We start from the raw sequence: 15995 nt of genomic DNA on the forward strand, positions 1-15995 counted from the left end.
TGGGGGCATCTGTCATTCAAACCATTCAGGCAGAAGGGCCAGGAACATGAAGGTCATCATATGCGGTGCCGGTCAGGTTGGCTGGCAGATTGCGCGGCACTTGTCGGGCGAACTGAACGACGTGACAGTGGTGGACAACAACCCCGATCTGGTGCGCCGCGCGACCGAGACGCTGGATGTACAGGGCATTGCCGGGTTCGCCAGCTATCCCGACGTGCTGGACCGGGCAGGGGCGCGGGATGCCGACATGATCATCGCAGCGACCCATTCGGATGAGGTGAACATGGTCACCTGTCAGATGGCCCATTCGGTGTTCGCCATTCAGCGTAAGATCGCGCGGTTGCGGTCGAAATCCTATCTTCAGGCGATCCACTCGGACCTGTTCCGGCGCGATCACCTGCCCATCGACGTTGTGATCAGCCCCGAACGCGAAGTGGCTGCGGCCGCCATGCGCCGCCTGTCTGCGCCCGCGGCCTTTGACACCGAGATGTTTATGGACGGCAAGGCGCAGCTTTTGGGTATTCGCATCGAAGAAGACTGCCCCATCGTGAACACGCCCCTGCGGCAACTGACCGACCTTTTCTCGACGCTCAGCGCGATCGTGGTGGGGGTGCGGCGCGAAGGCAGCCTGTTTGCGCCGGAATCCGAAGATCAGCTGTTTGTCGGGGACGAATGCTATGTCTTTAGTGGTGTTCAGGACGTTGCCCGCACCATGGAGGTCTTTGGCAAGGTTCAGAAGAAGCAGGATCGCGTGGTGATCGTCGGTGGCGGCAATGTCGGGCTTGAAGTCGCGCGCACGCTGGAAGAACGCGAAAGCCGGGTTCGCGCCAAGATCATCGAACGCGACCGCCAATGCGCCGAACAGGCAGCCGAGTCGCTGGAACGCACGATTGTTCTGAATGGCGACGGGCTGGATGCTGCGCTGTTGCGCGAGGCCGGGATCGAACGCGCCGATGCGATGCTGGCCGTCACTGATGATGACCGTGCCAATATGCTGGCTGCAGTCCGGGCCAAGGCCGAGGGCTGCGCGTTGGCGATTGCGCTGATCAACGATCCGAGCATGGTGGCGCTGATGGGGCCGCTTGGTATCGACGCCTATATCAACCCGCGCGCCACCACCGTCAGCTCGATCCTGCGTCATATTCGTCATGGGCGCGTGCGGCAGGTTTACTCTATCGGCGATGCCGAGGCCGAAGTGATCGAGGCCGAGGTCCTGTCGACTTCGCCCATGGCCGGGCAGCGGCTGCGCGACATTGACTTTCCCGAAGGTGTTCTGGTCGGGGCGGTTCTGAAAGGTGACGAGCTGCTGCGTCCGACAGGTAGTCTTCGGATCGAAGAGAAGGACGTTGTGTCGATCTTTGCCATGGCCAAGGACGTGCCCGAGGTCGAGCGGTTGATGCAGGTCTCGATAGATTTCTTCTGATGATGCGAGCGGGAACACAACGGATCGGGCTGATGCGACGGTTGCCACTGTTCCTGCTGATCTGGGCGGTGTTTGCTCTGTCGATGTGGATACCGGCGATCTATGCGCTGGCGCTGGACGACCACGCAGCCTCGCGCTCGTTTTTCTATTCGGGGCTGTTGGGGCTGTTTGTGGTGGCCTCAATTGCGTTGGCATCCTCGAACCGGGTGCCGCGCCGGGGCACGCTGGGTCAGTTGGCGGTTCTGTTGGGTTGCTTTACCGTTTTGCCGCTGTTTCTGGCCCTTCCCCTGCATGATGCGCTGGGGAACACCATCTTTCTGAATGCCTATTTCGATATGGTCAGCGCGTTGACGACCACGGGCGCAGATATCTTTCCCGACCCTGACCGGCTGACAGCTCCGTTGCATCTGTGGCGTGCGTTGGTGGGTTGGATGGGCGGCTTGTTGATGTGGATATCCGCCGCCGCGATTCTGGCGCCGCTGTCGCTGGGCGGGTTTGAGGTCACCGCGCGCGGACAACCCGGGCGCCCGGTATCCGGTGCCGCGCAAAGTGAACTGGTCGATCCGCGCGGGCGTTTGATCCGCGTGGCCCGAACACTAACGCCGGTTTATGCGGGGTTGACGGCGGTGATCTGGTTGCTGCTGCTGATCGCGGGAGAGCAGGGCCTGACTGCTATCTGTCACGCCATGTCCACCATGGCCACTTCCGGCATCTCTCCGGTCGGCGGGCTTGAAGGCGCGCAGGCGGGAATCACGGGTGAGGCGATCCTGTTTCTGTTCCTGTTCTTCGCCCTGTCACGGCTGACCTTTTCGGCAGACACCGCGACCACCGGCTATTCGCGGCTGGACAAAGACCCCGAATTCAGGATCGGTCTGATGATCGTGATCGCCGTGGCGGCGCTGTTGTTCTTCCGGGTGCTGGCCGGGGTGAATGAGATCGGAGGAACAGTGCAGCCGCTGGAGGCGGTGCATGTGGCCTGGGGGATGGTGTTCACGGTGCTCTCATTCCTTACGACTGCCGGGTTTGAAAGCGCCAACTGGAACGATGCGCAGCAACTGTCGGGACTAGGGACACCGGGTCTGATCCTGATGGGGCTGGCCCTGATTGGTGGCGGAGTTGCCACCACGGCGGGTGGGGTCAAACTGTTGCGTGTTTTTGCCCTGTATCTGAACGGCGCGCGCGAGATTGATCGGCTGATCTACCCCTCATCGGTCAGTGGTGTGGGAGGCGGCAATCGGCGTATTCAAAGCGACGGGGCGTTCATTGCGTGGATCTTTTTGATGATGTTCGCGCTGACGGCAGCCTTGTTCAACTTGCTCTTGGCGATGATGGGGGCGGGGTTCGAGCAGGCCATGGTGTTGACCGTCGCAGCGCTAAGCACGACAGGCCCGCTGATCGAACTGGCCACGGATATTCCGATCCGGATCGTGGATTTGTCTGGCAGCGCCAAGCTGACTCTGTGTGCGGCGATGGTGATCGGGCGGTTGGAAACTCTGGCGATTATCGCGCTGATCACGCCAAGCCTCTGGCGCGACTGAGATTCAACACATGCCGAATGACTTATTTTTAATCTGGAAACTCGGTTAATACCGCTCCATACTCTGCCGGAGGGAGCGCGTTGGTCCGCAGCGCGTAGCAAGAACAATGGCGAGATTATAGAAATATGGCTTCGGACAGACAGAATCTACAGGACGCGTTCCTGAACAATGTACGGAAAGCAAAGGTCCCGGTCACAATTTTCCTGATCAACGGTGTGAAATTGCAGGGTGTGATCACCTGGTTCGACAATTTCTGCGTATTGTTGCGCCGCGACGGACAGTCGCAGCTGGTCTACAAACACGCGATTTCGACAATCATGCCGTCGCAGCCGATCAGCCTGTATGAGGGCGAAGACGCCTCTTGATGGAACATGACAGGACGCGCACCCGGGCCTGGGTGCTGCATCCGGAAATCAAATCAGATGAACAGCGCCGTGTCCCGGAACCAGCGCTGGAAGAGGCGGTGGCGTTGGCTGCCGCTTTGCCCGATCTGGATGTGATCGGGTCGGAAATCGTGCGCCTGCAACGCGCTCACCCGGGGTTGCTGTTCGGCAGTGGCAAGATCGAGGAACTGGCCGAACGTCTGCATGACGCTGAGATCGAACTGGTTCTGATCGACGGGCCGGTGACACCAGTTCAGCAACGTAACTTGGAGAAGGCGTGGAAGGTTAAGATCCTCGACCGGACCGGTCTGATCCTTGAGATTTTCAGCGACCGCGCCCGCACCCGAGAGGGTGTGTTGCAGGTCGAGATGGCCGCGCTGAGCTACCAGCGCACGCGTTTGGTGCGGGCCTGGACCCACCTTGAGCGCCAGCGGGGCGGTTTGGGGTTTGTTGGCGGTCCGGGCGAAACACAGATCGAGGCCGACCGTCGTGCCATCGACGAACAGCTGGTACGCCTGCGCCGTCAGCTTCAGAAAGTGGTCAAGACCCGCACACTGCACCGCGCCGCACGGGCCAAGGTGCCGTATCCAATTGTCGCTTTGGTTGGCTACACCAACGCGGGCAAATCCACGCTGTTCAACCGGCTAACCGGGGCCGAGGTTATGGCCAAGGACATGCTGTTCGCCACGCTTGACCCCACCATGCGCCGGGTTGAATTGCCCGATGGCCCCGAAGTGATCCTGTCAGACACAGTGGGGTTCATCTCGAACCTTCCGACGGAACTGGTCGCCGCATTCCGAGCCACGCTCGAAGAGGTTCTGGGCGCGGATATCGTCGTCCATGTGCGCGATATCAGCCATGAGGAAACCGACGCGCAGGCGCAGGATGTTGAGGCGATTCTGACCTCGCTGGGCGTGGATGATGAACGGCCCCGACTGGAAGTTTGGAACAAGATTGATCTGCTGAACGAGGACGAACGTGAGGCCGCATTCAAACGCGCGGACCGGGATCCGTCGATCTTTGCCATCTCGGCAGTGACGGGCGAGGGGGTCGAGCCGCTGTTGGCCGAGATTGCCACCAAGTTGCAAGGCGTCCGTCGCGAAGAGACCCTGGCCCTGAGCTTTGCCGAAGGCGACAAACGCGCCTGGCTGTTCCGGCAGGATGTGGTTCGGTCTGAAAATCAAACGGACGACGGTTTTGAGATCACCGTGCTTTGGACCGACAAGCAGGCGGCACAGTTTTCCGGGCTTTAACCATCAGGCCCCGTCGATTTGCCGCTGCATGTCCTCGGTATCAAACCAGCCCTGCGATGATAGAACCTTGTGATCTTCGTTCAGGTCCCATTCTTCCCATCCGCGTGTGAGAACGTGGTTGCCGGTTTTGGCGTGATGGCCTTCGAACGTCCAGACAAAGATGGCATGGCTGCCTGCCCATCGCATCATGTCGCAACGCAGCTCCAGATCGGGAAAGTCGGCTTGAAACCCGCGTGCCATCTCTGCAATGGCCGCGCGTCCTTGCAGAGTGTCCTTTCGGTTCATGATCATCTGCCCATCAGGCGCAAAGAACTCGGCCACCGCGTTTGGGTCGCCTGAGCTCCAGGCGATTGCGTAATCGCGTGCGAGATTGTTCAGAATGTCACGAATGCTCGCCATCTGTGCCCCCGGTCCCAAGTCTTTGGCTTGCAGATCGTAGGCGAAAACGGACACCTCCGTCCACGACCGCGCAAAAAAGGGGCGAGGTCTTGCCGAAACCTTGCGATCATCGCGGGATCAGGTTGGTCACGCCAACGGCCGCAGCGCGGGCCAGATCGAGGTCCAGCGACATGGGAATATACTCGCCCCGACGCCACAGCTGCGCCTGATCGTCGTAGTAGCGCGACAGGAAATGGCCCGATTGGCCGGTGGCGGTGATAAAGACCGAACTGTCCGGGTCGGCGAAATCATACACGCCGCGATAGCCCGCGCCGTGGACGTTCTGAAACGGATCCTTGCCTTCGCCAGACGTGCGTCCGCGCAGCAGAGTGTTGTCTCCGCCGCTGGTCGACTGGCGGATATTGACGAAGAAGCGCAGCACCGGGACCGTCCCCAGAACCGGGTGGTCATGGGTGGCCTGATGCGCGTCGCCCCAACGCAGGGATTCCAGCGCGGTGCCGTAGTTCTCGGAAATCCAGATGATGGCGTCGTCCAAAGCCAGCCGCGCCATGTCGGTGCAGGTCTCGGTTGGGGCGCTCTGGCGCACGTCACACCAGACCGACGCGCCGTCAATGTCGCGATAGACACGTTCGATGAACAGCGGTTCGACATGTTTGTATTCTGCCGCCAGCGGTCCCAGATCGTCCGAAATCAGGCGGATTTGCAGCGCCCGCAGCCAAGCCGCATAGATCAGCGGCTCGGGCAGATGTTCGTTCATCTCGCCATTCCATTCTGCCAGAAGGGACAAGGCGATTTGGCGCTGGCGCTCAGGCGTGCCTTCGGGTGCAGAGGCCCCGGTAAACCAAAGGTCCGCGCCGATCAGCGGCAGCAGCGAGCGGGCGGTGAAGCTGACGGTGTCCAACTGCGCTTCGATAAAGCTGTCGCGGGTGTGGACCTCGCGCGATTGCATCAGGCGTTCCCAGCGATGCACGCGCTGGGTATCGCCCCATTCATACGAGACATGTTCAGGGAATGGACGGTCGATGATCTTGTTATTGGTATTGCCCAGAATGCCGCCCGCAGGAGCCACGAATTCAGGGTTGTCTTCATAGGGCAGGCGGCCCTGCCAAAGGTTCTCGGCCAGCCAACCGGGCGTTGGGATACGCCCCCGGCTTTGGTTGCGCAGGTCGCGTTTGGGCATGGCGCCAATCAGCTTCATGCCAATTGTGTCCTTGTCGACCAGCGACAGGTTTTGCGAGGGCGATATGAACTTCTCGGCTGCCGTAATCGCCTGACGGACATTGTCGGCGTTCATCAGGGCCATGGAAGCCGACATCGACGTGTCACGAGGGCTGAGCGCGGTCCATGACAGTGACGCCACATGACCCGGTGGTGTGATCGTTTCCAGATCATAGTCGCTGCCGGGCAGGACGGGACCATTTTCCGTCCAGCGCAGGGTCAGGGTGATGGGGGCTTCGTCCTTGATCTCGATGATCGAAGGGCGCGAACGGAACTTTTTGTACCCGTCTGGTGTCAGATATTCCTCGGGGTTATCGGGGTTCAGTTTTTCGATATGGACGTCTTGATCATCCAGATAGGACGAGGTCAGGCCCCAGCCCAGACGATCGCTGCGTCCGGTCATCACGGCGGGGATGCCGGGAATGGTGGCTCCGATCACGCCACCTTTGGCCAGTTCCAGCCGGGCCAGATACCAGACACCCGGTGCGGTGAAGCCCAAGTGGGGGTCATTGGCCAGCAATGTACTCCCGCTGGCCGAGCGTGAGGGCGCGGCGGTCCATGCGTTGGACGCTCCGGCCAACCCGCGTTTTGGGATCGGCGACAGTGGCGATTCAAGCGTCGGTGTGCCGTGCGCATAACGGGGAAGGCCGGGAAACAGTGTCGCATATTCGGGCAGGGCGGCGATGCCTGCGCCCGGCACGTCTGGCAAGATGTCAGCCAGCCGCGCGGGGTCGTTCAAAATCAGAGAAGTGCGGGCGCGCAGCACTTCATCTTGCAGATGCCCCGAAAGTTGCAGGCCCATCAGTTTGATCACCGCGATGCTGTCACCGGGCTGCCACGGGGAAACCGGCGCGTTGAACAGGAACATTTCGGGTGCGCCGCGGCCCAGTGCGGCCTCGTTAATCTCATCCAGCCGTGCATTCACCCCGGCGGCATAGGCGCGCAGCGCGGCTTTGGTGTAGTCGTCCTGCACGTCAACCGAGCGGTGCGCCAGCCCATACAGATCCAGACGGCGCAGCAGCTTGTCGATATGCACGGTGCGTGCGCCAAAGACTTCGGACAGGCGGCCCTGCGCGGTGCGGCGCATGACTGTCATCTGCCAAAGACGATCCTGCGCATGTGCATAGCCCAAACCGAAGAACAAGTCTGGGTCATTCTGGGCCAGAACATGAGGTACGTTAGCAGTGTCACGAACGATCTCGACCGGGGCGCTCAGCCCTTTGACTTCGACAGTTTGGTCGTAGTCGGGCAGCGACTGACTGGCCAGAAAATACACCAGTACCACAGCGCCCAAAGCCAGCAGGATCAGGCCCGAGGTAATACGCACAAGCCAGCGAAACACAAATCCCATTTACCGCCCACAATCCTGTCTAATCCCTGTTTCGGCAAGATTAGAGGATGGCCGGTCCGACCGAAAGAGGAACAGCGCGGGAATATCCGTGTTTCCAGCGGTATAAATGAAAAGCCCCGCCACACTTGGATGACGGGGCCGTTTCAGAGGGGGGTAATTCTGAATTACGGAATGATCCGGGTGTATTTTGTGCCTTCGACGGTGGCTCCGATCTGAAGCCCAGCCTGACCGAACACAGCCGCCAGAACAGGGCTGCGCAGCGTAGTCGTGTCAGTCGAAAGCGAGTCACCCTGATCGCTGACCACGTAGCCGATATCGGCGCCGGCGGTCCAACCGCTGGAGCGGCGGAAATCGTTCAGCGCGTCTTGCGTCATGAAGAACAGAACGTGGGCATATTGCTGCGCGCCAATCTGCAACCCGGCGGTGCCTTTCACGGCCGAGTAGTAATCGACGGTTGCCCCATTGATCCGCAGCGCGCCACGACCATAGCCACCGCCAAAGACAAACCCTGCTTCGGTGATCAGCGGCATGACCAGCATACCGTTGGCCTTTTCCGCGATCTCAACCGTGTTGGGATAGCGCGAATACATTTCAGTAAGGGTGGCATCGACACGCGCGTCGATGGTGGCCGCGTTGGAATTGCCGACACCATTGCCGCAAGCGGCGGTCAGTGTCAGCCCGGCCATGCCAAAAGCAAAGCCACGACGATTCAGTCGGGGAGAATTGGAACTGCTCATGTGTTTTTTCTCTGTATAACTGCCTGATATGTCGGGTGTTCCCGATCTTATGTGCAAGAATACGCCGATTGCGGCCTCGTGTCACGGGAAAGCTGCGCAGACACGGACCACAATCGGCGAAAAATTGCGACAATTGGTGGTTTTAGCCCTGAAGGATACGCGCGACTTCCGGGGCGAAATAGGTGAGGATGCCGTCGCAACCCGCGCGCTTGAATGCCAGCAGGCTTTCCAACATCACCTTTTCGCCATCAATCCAGCCGTTCTGCGCCGCCGCCTGGATCATCGCGTATTCACCTGACACCTGATAGGCGTATGTCGGCGCGCCGAAGGTGTCTTTCACCCGACGGCAGATGTCCAGATAGGGCATCCCGGGCTTGATCATCACCATATCTGCGCCTTCGGTCAGGTCGCGTTCGATCAGCCGCAGCGCCTCGTTCGAATTGGCCGGGTCCATCTGATAGGTCTTCTTGTCCCCGGTCAGCGCGCCGGATGCACCCACTGCGTCACGAAAAGGTCCATAAAACGCGCTGGCGTATTTCGCGGCATAGCTGAGGATCATCACGTTCTGATGCCCCGCCGATTCCAGAGCCTTGCGCATCTCACCAATTCGGCCATCCATCATGTCAGAGGGGCCGATGATATCCGCCCCGGCCTCGGCCTGCGCGAGCGTCATTTTGACCAGCGCCTCGACGGTTCGGTCGTTCACAATCTCGCCATCGACCACATAGCCGTCATGGCCGTTGATGTTGTACGGGTCCAGCGCGACGTCGGTCATCACGGCGATGTCCGGCGCGGCGGCCTTGATCGCTCGGATCGCACGGTTCGACAGGTTGTCGGGGTTCCACGCCTCGGCGCAGTCCTCGGTCTTTAAGCTTGGATCGGTGTAGGGAAAGATGCAAATCGCCGGAATTCCCAGCGCCTGAGCCTCAACCGCGGCCTTTTCGATCAGATCGACAGACCGGCGCATCACACCGGGCATTGAAGGTACAGGCTCTTCCACACCCTCGCCATCACGCACGAAAACCGGCCAGATCAGATCATCCGTGGTAAGCGTGTTTTCCCGCACAAGCCCGCGCACGGCCTGTGATTGCCTTGCCCTGCGAAAGCGGGTCAGGGGATAGGGGGCGATGGTCGGTTTCATGGCGCGCTCTCCTTGAATATTCCCGCATTGGGTGGCATGAATTCCACAAGGTCTCAAGGGTAACGATGGACGCGGCTGCGCAAAGAAAGCCCCTAAGGACAGTGAACAAAGGGCTGACGCTTGGACTTATACTCATCGGTTTTCGAAATCATCGACATGCGCAGCTTTTCGAATCTGTGGTATTGGATCGGTTTGGCTGTTCTTTGGTCTTCTGCCAGTCACTGGGCGATGGGCGTTCCGTATGATCTGGTGGTGCGCGCGCGCCGAAACGGGGGGCAGGCCGAACAAGACTTGCTGGACATCGTGCGTATCAACGGAAATCGGTTGCTGTATATCGTTGATGTGTCCGGTCTGGCCATTCTGGCGCTGGGGTGTTTCTTTTTTACCGGCCTTGCGACGCTTGGGTTTTATTACGGTGTCGAGTTTGCTCAGGCCGTGTTTTTGTTGTTGTTCCCAGTGGGGTTGGTCATGCTGATTAACATCCGCGCGGCGCGCAAGCTGCAAAAGGGTGAGCCAACGCTAGAGTTTGTCGGCAAGGTTTTAACCCGTTGTCGGATTTACACGCAGATTATTGGTATGATCTCGATCTTGATCACCTCGCTCTGGGGCATGTATCAGAACTTTTCGATCGGCGTCCTGGGCTAGGGATTTCAGAAAGGCGAGGCGATGACGGCTCCGAACCACGTAACTGTTGGCGGCGCCCCTGAGGGGTTTGACGCACAGCTTGTCCTGAACGAGATCACGCGTTCGGGCGGTCCGGTGTGTCACGTCGCGCGCGACGACAAGCGGATGGAGGCGATGCGCGCTGCGCTGGCCTTTTTTGCGCCTGACATGCCTGTGTTCGTGTTCCCGGGCTGGGATTGTTTGCCCTATGATCGGGTCTCGCCTAATGCCGATATTGCAGCGGCCCGAGTGGCAACCTTGGCGGCGCTGGTGCATCAGATGCCGGATCGGTTCGTGCTGCTGACCACGTTGAACGCCGCGACCCAGCGGGTGCCCGCGCGGGATGTGCTGCGCGAGGCCGCATTCACCGCCCGTGTGAACCATCGCGTGGACGAGGACGCATTGCGCAAGTTTCTGGTGCGGATGGGCTTTACCCAAAGCCCCACGGTGATGGAACCCGGCGACTATGCGATCCGGGGCGGGATCATCGACATTTTCCCTCCGGGCGAATCCGGCCCTGTTCGTCTGGATCTGTTCGGAGACGTTCTGGACGGCGCGCGCCGGTTCGATCCTGTTTCGCAGCGTACGACCGAAAAGCTGGATGTGGTCGAACTCGCCCCTGTGTCAGAGGTCATTCTGGATGAGGCCGCCATCACCCGGTTCCGCCAGAACTATCGCATCGAATTCGGCGCGGCGGGCACCGATGATCCGCTTTACGAAGCGGTCAGCGCAGGTCGCAAACACCAAGGCGTCGAGCATTGGTTGCCGTTCTTCCACGAAAAGCTGGAGACGCTGTTCGACTACCTGCCGGGGGCGACGATCTCTCTGGACGATCAGGTTACGCCTGCGCGTCTGGCCCGGTGGGAGTCGATCGCGGATCAGTATGAAACCCGTCGTCTGGCGCTCGAGAACCGCTCTCGCATGGACACGGTTTATAAGCCGACACCGCCCGGATTGCTGTATCTGGACGATACCGCTTGGAATGAGGCAGTCGGCGACCGGCGGGTGCTTCAGTTCAGCCCTCTGCCACAGGCCAGCGGGCCGGGTGTGATCGACGCAGGCGGCCGGATCGGGCGCAATTTTGCGCCCGAGCGGCAGCAGGAAAGCATTAGCCTGTTTGGTGCGCTTGCCAGCCATATCACCGATAAGATGACCAAAGGTCCGGTGCTGATCGCGTCTTATTCCGAAGGCGCCAGGGAACGTCTGACCGGGCTGATCGAGGATGAAGGTCTGGCCGAGGCCATTCCCGTCACCGACGGCACCCGCGTCGGAAAACGCGGGCTGCATCTGGCCGTCTGGGCCTTGGAACATGGGTTTGAAACCCCTGATCTGACCGTCATCGCCGAACAGGATGTCCTGGGCGACCGCCTGATCCGCCAGCCCAAGAAACGCCGCAAGGCAGAGAACTTCTTGACCGAGACTCAATCTCTGTCACCCGGTGATCTGGTGGTGCACGTGGATCATGGCATCGGTCGCTATATAGGGATGGAGGTCGTCACGGCGGCGGGTGCGGCCCATGAATGCCTGCTGCTGGAATACGCCGAGCAATCAAAGCTTTATCTTCCGGTCGAGAACATCGAGCTGCTGTCCAAATACGGCCATGACGAGGGTCTGCTAGACCGTCTGGGCGGCGGCGCGTGGCAGGCCAAGAAGGCCAAGCTGAAAGAGCGCATCCGCGAGATGGCGGACAAGCTGATCCGCATCGCCGCTGAGCGTGCCTTGCGCAAAGCCCCAGTCATGGACCCGCCGCCCAATGCGTGGGACGAATTCAGCGCGCGCTTCCCATATCAGGAGACCGACGACCAAATGCGGGCGATTTCCGAGGTGATGGAGGACATGCACTCCGGCGCGCCAATGGATCGCCTGATCTGCGGTGACGTGGGTTTCGGCAAGACCGAGGTCGCCATGCGCGCAGCCTTTGTCGCCGCCATGTCGGGCGTGCAGGTGGCGGTGGTTGCGCCAACCACATTGCTGGCTCGTCAGCACGCCGCGTCGTTCAAGGAACGGTTCCGAGGGTTCCCTCTGGAGGTCCGGCAGCTGTCGCGCTTTGTTTCTGCAAAGGAAGCGCAACAGACCCGAGACGGGTTGGCGCGCGGGACAGTCGATATTGTGATTGGCACTCATGCTCTGTTGGCCAAAGGGATACGGTTCAACAACCTCGGCCTACTGATCATCGACGAGGAGCAGCATTTCGGCGTCGGTCACAAGGAACGCCTGAAACAGTTGCGCAGCGATATCCACGTGCTGACCCTAACGGCAACGCCAATCCCGCGCACGCTGCAACTGTCGCTGACCGGCGTGCGAGACCTGTCGATCATCGGCACCCCACCCATAGACCGACTAGCGATCCGCACCTATGTCAGCGAGTTCGACGCGGTCACCATTCGCGAGGCGCTGCTGCGCGAGCACTATCGTGGCGGGCAGAGTTTCTATGTGGTCCCGCGCATCTCGGATCTGCCGGAAATCGAGGAATTCCTGAAGGAGCAACTGCCCGAGCTGACCTATGTGGTGGCGCACGGCCAGATGGCGGCAGGCGAACTCGACGACCGCATGAACGCCTTCTATGACGGCAAGTACGACGTGCTGCTGGCGACGACGATTGTGGAAAGCGGGCTGGATATCCCGACCGCCAATACGATGGTCGTGCATCGGGCAGATATGTTCGGTCTCGCACAGTTGTACCAAATCCGGGGCCGTGTTGGGCGATCCAAGACCCGCGCCTATGCCTATCTGACCACGAAACCGCGCCAGAAGCTGACCGCCACGGCCCAGAAACGCCTGCGGGTTCTTGGCTCGTTGGACACGCTGGGGGCGGGTTTTACCTTAGCCAGCCAAGACCTCGATATTCGTGGCGCAGGCAACCTGCTGGGTGAGGAACAGTCCGGCCAGATGCGCGACGTGGGCTACGAGCTTTACCAGTCGATGCTGGAAGAGGCGATTGCCAAGATCAAAGCCGGGGAGATGGAGGGGCTGTCGGATGCCGACGACCAATGGGCACCGCAGATCAACCTGGGCGTCCCGGTCCTTATCCCCGAGGATTACGTGCCCGATCTGGACGTGCGTCTGGGTCTCTACCGCCGTCTGTCGTCGCTTTCGACCAAGGTGGAACTGGAAGGCTTCGCCGCCGAACTGATCGACCGCTTCGGCAAACTGCCGAAAGAGGTGAACACCCTGATGCTGGTCGTGCGGATCAAAGCAATGTGCAAACGGGCTGGTATTGCCAAGCTGGACGGAGGACCGAAGGGCGCTACGATCCAGTTCCACAATGACAAATACGCCTCGCCTCAGGGGCTGGTCGAGTTCATCCAGAACCAGCGTGGGCTGGCCAAGGTCAAAGAAAACAAGATCGTTGTACGGCGGGATTGGAAGAAGGACAGCGACAAGATCAAAGGAGCCTTCGCCATAGCTCGCGATCTGGCCGAGAAGCTGATGGCCGAGAAGAAAAAGGCGAAGGCCTAGTCACCGCTGACAAACGTACACAATTGCCAGCCTCCCGCATCCGATTTAACGAACGCGGCGCGGTGGCCGGTCATGGGCCACAGAAAGTCGCTGTGCATGTATCCCTGCGTTCCGTCAGTTAGCAGAACACGCTGATATTCGGCGCTGCTCTGGTGATCGCGCAGGATGACGACCTCATGACTGATCCGTGTGATCAAAGGCGCGTCTCGGTTTGGTTGCTGGCGTAGCGATACGTTCTGTCCCGTCACAAAGTACGCCAGATGCGCATCCAGCGAGGCGGGTAGGGTGATTTGCCACTGATGTGGCATCCAGAACTCGCCCTCATCGTCGAAATAGCCGGGTTGCGATAGGGTGTTTTCCAGATCGGTCCAATACTGCTCGCGCATCGCATCGGCGTCTTCGCGGTATTCTTCAGAGAGGGTCTGAGGATCGAGAACCAGATTGGCGCGCAGCTCCTCGGGGCCGCCGTCGCCGCCATGGCTCAGGTAGATATCGGGGCAGGCCAGGGCGACAATGGTATCGACATCCCGTGCTGCGATCTTGGCCAATAGGGTTTCGCGAAACTCCACCAATGAGGGGTCACGGTCCGCTTCGTCGACCGGCGGGAAGGATTGGCGGTCGGCCAGAGCGGGACCGCAAAGAAACGCGGCCAGCAGCAAAGCAGTTCTCATTCAGCGGCCCTCATCGCAGCTTGAGCGCAGAAGCACGACGCACCTACCGCGCGGTCAGCGCGCGCAAGGGCTAGGTCAAGTCGTTGCTTAATTTGAACGATTTCAACAGCTTCACCGCGTGCTTTCAGGCAAAGGTGCAAGCCCTTGAGGCTCCAGACGTTGTCAGGATGGATCGAGGCACGGCTGAGGTCGCCGCCCAGCCCCAGATCCTCGCGATAGACCGCTTCGGCCTCGGTCACGTGTCCTTGTTCGAACAGCAGCGCCCCCAGAGCGTGGCGGGTGGGCTGCATCCAGCCCCAGGGTTCATCATAGGGTAGCGTGTCGTCCAGTTCGACCGAGCGGCGAAGGTGGGCAAAGGCGATGTCAAAATTGCCCTTGCGGTATTCGATCTCGCCACGCAGCATTTCTGTTGCGATTTCAAGCAAGTCGATGACGCGGTTATTGTGCAACCTGCGGGTTTCAGGGACGCAGGTCTTGGCGGCAAGAAACAGGTTTTCTTCGACCTCGGCCTGCGCCACATCTCCGGTCGCCGCATGGGCAACGGCGCGGGCGTAGTGCGTCGTTGCTGTCAGCGTTCGATAGAGATCCGGGTCCGAGGGCAGCTCAAGCGCTTTTGCCTCCTCCCACCGACCAAAGCGGATCAGGATATGCGGCCCCATAGACATGTAGCTTTCGAAGTAGTCCGCCATAGGCGGACTTTCGATGCGCAGCATCTCTTCGGGTGTGGTGTCCCACAGCCCCTGATTGGCGCGCAGGGCGGGTTCCATCTGGCCCAGAAACAACGCGCCGTAGATGGCGAAGTGATAGTTGTGCTGCCGATAGCCGGTGTAGATGTTGAATGCGCCCTCACGCTCGAAATACTTCAGATCAGCGACCGTGGCCTTTTCGTTCCAGTGAACGACGTTGTGATAGTGACCACACAGCACGTCGATATGTGTCGGCATATGCACCAGATGGCCCGCGTCGGGGACCAGTGTGCGCAGGATATCCCCGGCTTTCAGGGCTTTTTCCGGGGTCGGTGACATCTCCATCAAGTGAACATAGAGGTGCAGCAGGCCTGGGTGGGACATCGCGGCGGGATCGCCGGCCATCGCGTCTTCCAGCGCCTTTTGTGCCTCTTGCGTGGCGGCGCCTTCGGCAGGTTGGCCGGATTTCAGGTCCCACATCTGCCAGGGTGTCAAGTTCATCAGCGCTTCGACATAGATGGTGCGCAGGTCCAGATTGTCCGGTTGGTCGGCAAAGGCCGTACGCATGGCGTCGGCATAGTCATAGTCCCAGCCGTGCATCTCAGGGATCGGATCGCGTTGTGGGTATCGTGCGGGCAAGGCGCGGATCAAAGCCTGCTCGACCGGGTTGCAGCCATCCAGTAAAGCCAAAGCTTGCTGCGTGGCGTCATAGGCCTGCGCCAGCGCCTTTTGTTGGCCATTCTCGTCTCGTAAATCCCAAGGCAGGTTGTAGTTCGGACCAGCGGCATATGCGATGCCCCAAAAGGCCATGGCGCAGTTCGGATCATGCTCGGCCGCGCGCTGGAAACAGACGACGGCTTCGTCATGGTTATAACCGTAGGTCCATGCTAGTCCGCGATCGAACCAAAGCTGTGCTTCGGACGAGGACGTGCTGACCGCACAGGAATATGTACCCAGATCGTAGTCGTATCTCATTGCAACCCCCTCAGTTCGACCCCAACGTCCAAACTCTGGGAGTTTGCTTTGTCTGCTCCCTGAATTGAACAACATAGACGGATATTGCGAAAATCGCG

12 protein-coding genes are annotated in these 15995 nt (G+C 60.1%); 6 read left to right on the top strand and 6 right to left on the bottom strand.

The window, feature by feature from the left end:
- Positions 1-46 precede the first annotated feature (46 nt).
- The 4 genes from trkA (at position 47) to hflX (ending at position 4597) form a co-directional block, all read left to right on the top strand.
- The gene (gene trkA, locus ACOQOY_RS19320; protein ID WP_420586951.1) at positions 47-1423 is read left to right on the top strand and encodes a Trk system potassium transporter TrkA; all 1377 of its coding nucleotides are present in this window, start codon (positions 47-49) and stop codon (positions 1421-1423) included.
- On the top strand, positions 1423-2961 hold the full coding sequence (locus ACOQOY_RS19325) for a TrkH family potassium uptake protein (RefSeq protein WP_420586952.1): 1539 nt from the start codon (positions 1423-1425) through the stop codon (positions 2959-2961). Before trkA ends, ACOQOY_RS19325 begins: the two co-directional genes overlap by 1 nt.
- 125 nt (positions 2962-3086) lie before the next feature.
- The gene (gene hfq, locus ACOQOY_RS19330) at positions 3087-3326 is read left to right on the top strand and encodes an RNA chaperone Hfq (RefSeq protein WP_010440340.1); all 240 of its coding nucleotides are present in this window, start codon (positions 3087-3089) and stop codon (positions 3324-3326) included.
- A complete protein-coding gene (gene hflX / locus ACOQOY_RS19335; protein WP_420586953.1) occupies positions 3326-4597 on the top strand; it encodes a GTPase HflX in 1272 nt (423 codons plus the stop codon). The genes hfq and hflX overlap by 1 nt, the downstream gene beginning before the upstream one ends.
- A 3-nt stretch (positions 4598-4600) precedes the next feature.
- Here the strand turns inward: hflX and ACOQOY_RS19340 are convergent, their stop codons facing one another.
- The 4 genes from ACOQOY_RS19340 to hemB form a co-directional block, all read right to left on the bottom strand.
- Complete coding sequence (locus ACOQOY_RS19340) at positions 4601-4996, bottom strand: ester cyclase (RefSeq protein WP_420586954.1); 396 nt, start codon at positions 4994-4996, stop codon at positions 4601-4603.
- A gap of 106 nt (positions 4997-5102) precedes the next feature.
- On the bottom strand, positions 5103-7565 hold the full coding sequence (locus tag ACOQOY_RS19345) for a penicillin acylase family protein (protein WP_420586955.1): 2463 nt from the start codon (positions 7563-7565) through the stop codon (positions 5103-5105).
- Positions 7566-7729: 164 nt separating this feature from the next.
- Positions 7730-8302, bottom strand: a complete 573-nt coding sequence (locus ACOQOY_RS19350) for a YSC84-related protein (protein WP_420586956.1) — start codon at positions 8300-8302, stop codon at positions 7730-7732.
- A 142-nt stretch (positions 8303-8444) separates the two neighbouring features.
- Positions 8445-9443: a porphobilinogen synthase gene (gene hemB / locus ACOQOY_RS19355; protein WP_420586957.1), complete on the bottom strand. Its 999-nt coding sequence runs from the start codon at positions 9441-9443 to the stop codon at positions 8445-8447.
- A gap of 120 nt (positions 9444-9563) precedes the next feature.
- Between hemB and ACOQOY_RS19360 the strand changes: the two genes are divergently transcribed.
- Both ACOQOY_RS19360 and mfd read left to right on the top strand, forming a co-directional pair.
- The gene (locus tag ACOQOY_RS19360; protein WP_420586958.1) at positions 9564-10088 is read left to right on the top strand and encodes a component of SufBCD complex; all 525 of its coding nucleotides are present in this window, start codon (positions 9564-9566) and stop codon (positions 10086-10088) included.
- Positions 10089-10109: 21 nt separating this feature from the next.
- Positions 10110-13565: a transcription-repair coupling factor gene (gene mfd, locus ACOQOY_RS19365; protein WP_420586959.1), complete on the top strand. Its 3456-nt coding sequence runs from the start codon at positions 10110-10112 to the stop codon at positions 13563-13565.
- Here the strand turns inward: mfd and ACOQOY_RS19370 are convergent.
- Entirely contained in the window at positions 13562-14236 is a 675-nt protein-coding gene (locus tag ACOQOY_RS19370; protein ID WP_420586960.1) for an SH3 domain-containing protein, read from the bottom strand. The two genes, mfd and ACOQOY_RS19370, sit on opposite strands and share 4 nt — an antisense overlap.
- Positions 14233-15897, bottom strand: coding sequence for a tetratricopeptide repeat protein (locus tag ACOQOY_RS19375; RefSeq protein WP_420586961.1), 1665 nt, complete (start codon positions 15895-15897; stop codon positions 14233-14235). Before ACOQOY_RS19375 ends, ACOQOY_RS19370 begins: the two co-directional genes overlap by 4 nt.
- Positions 15898-15995: the final 98 nt, after the last annotated feature.

Source organism: Ruegeria sp. (assembly GCF_965221235.1).
In the GTDB taxonomy this organism is placed as follows: domain Bacteria; phylum Pseudomonadota; class Alphaproteobacteria; order Rhodobacterales; family Rhodobacteraceae; genus Ruegeria.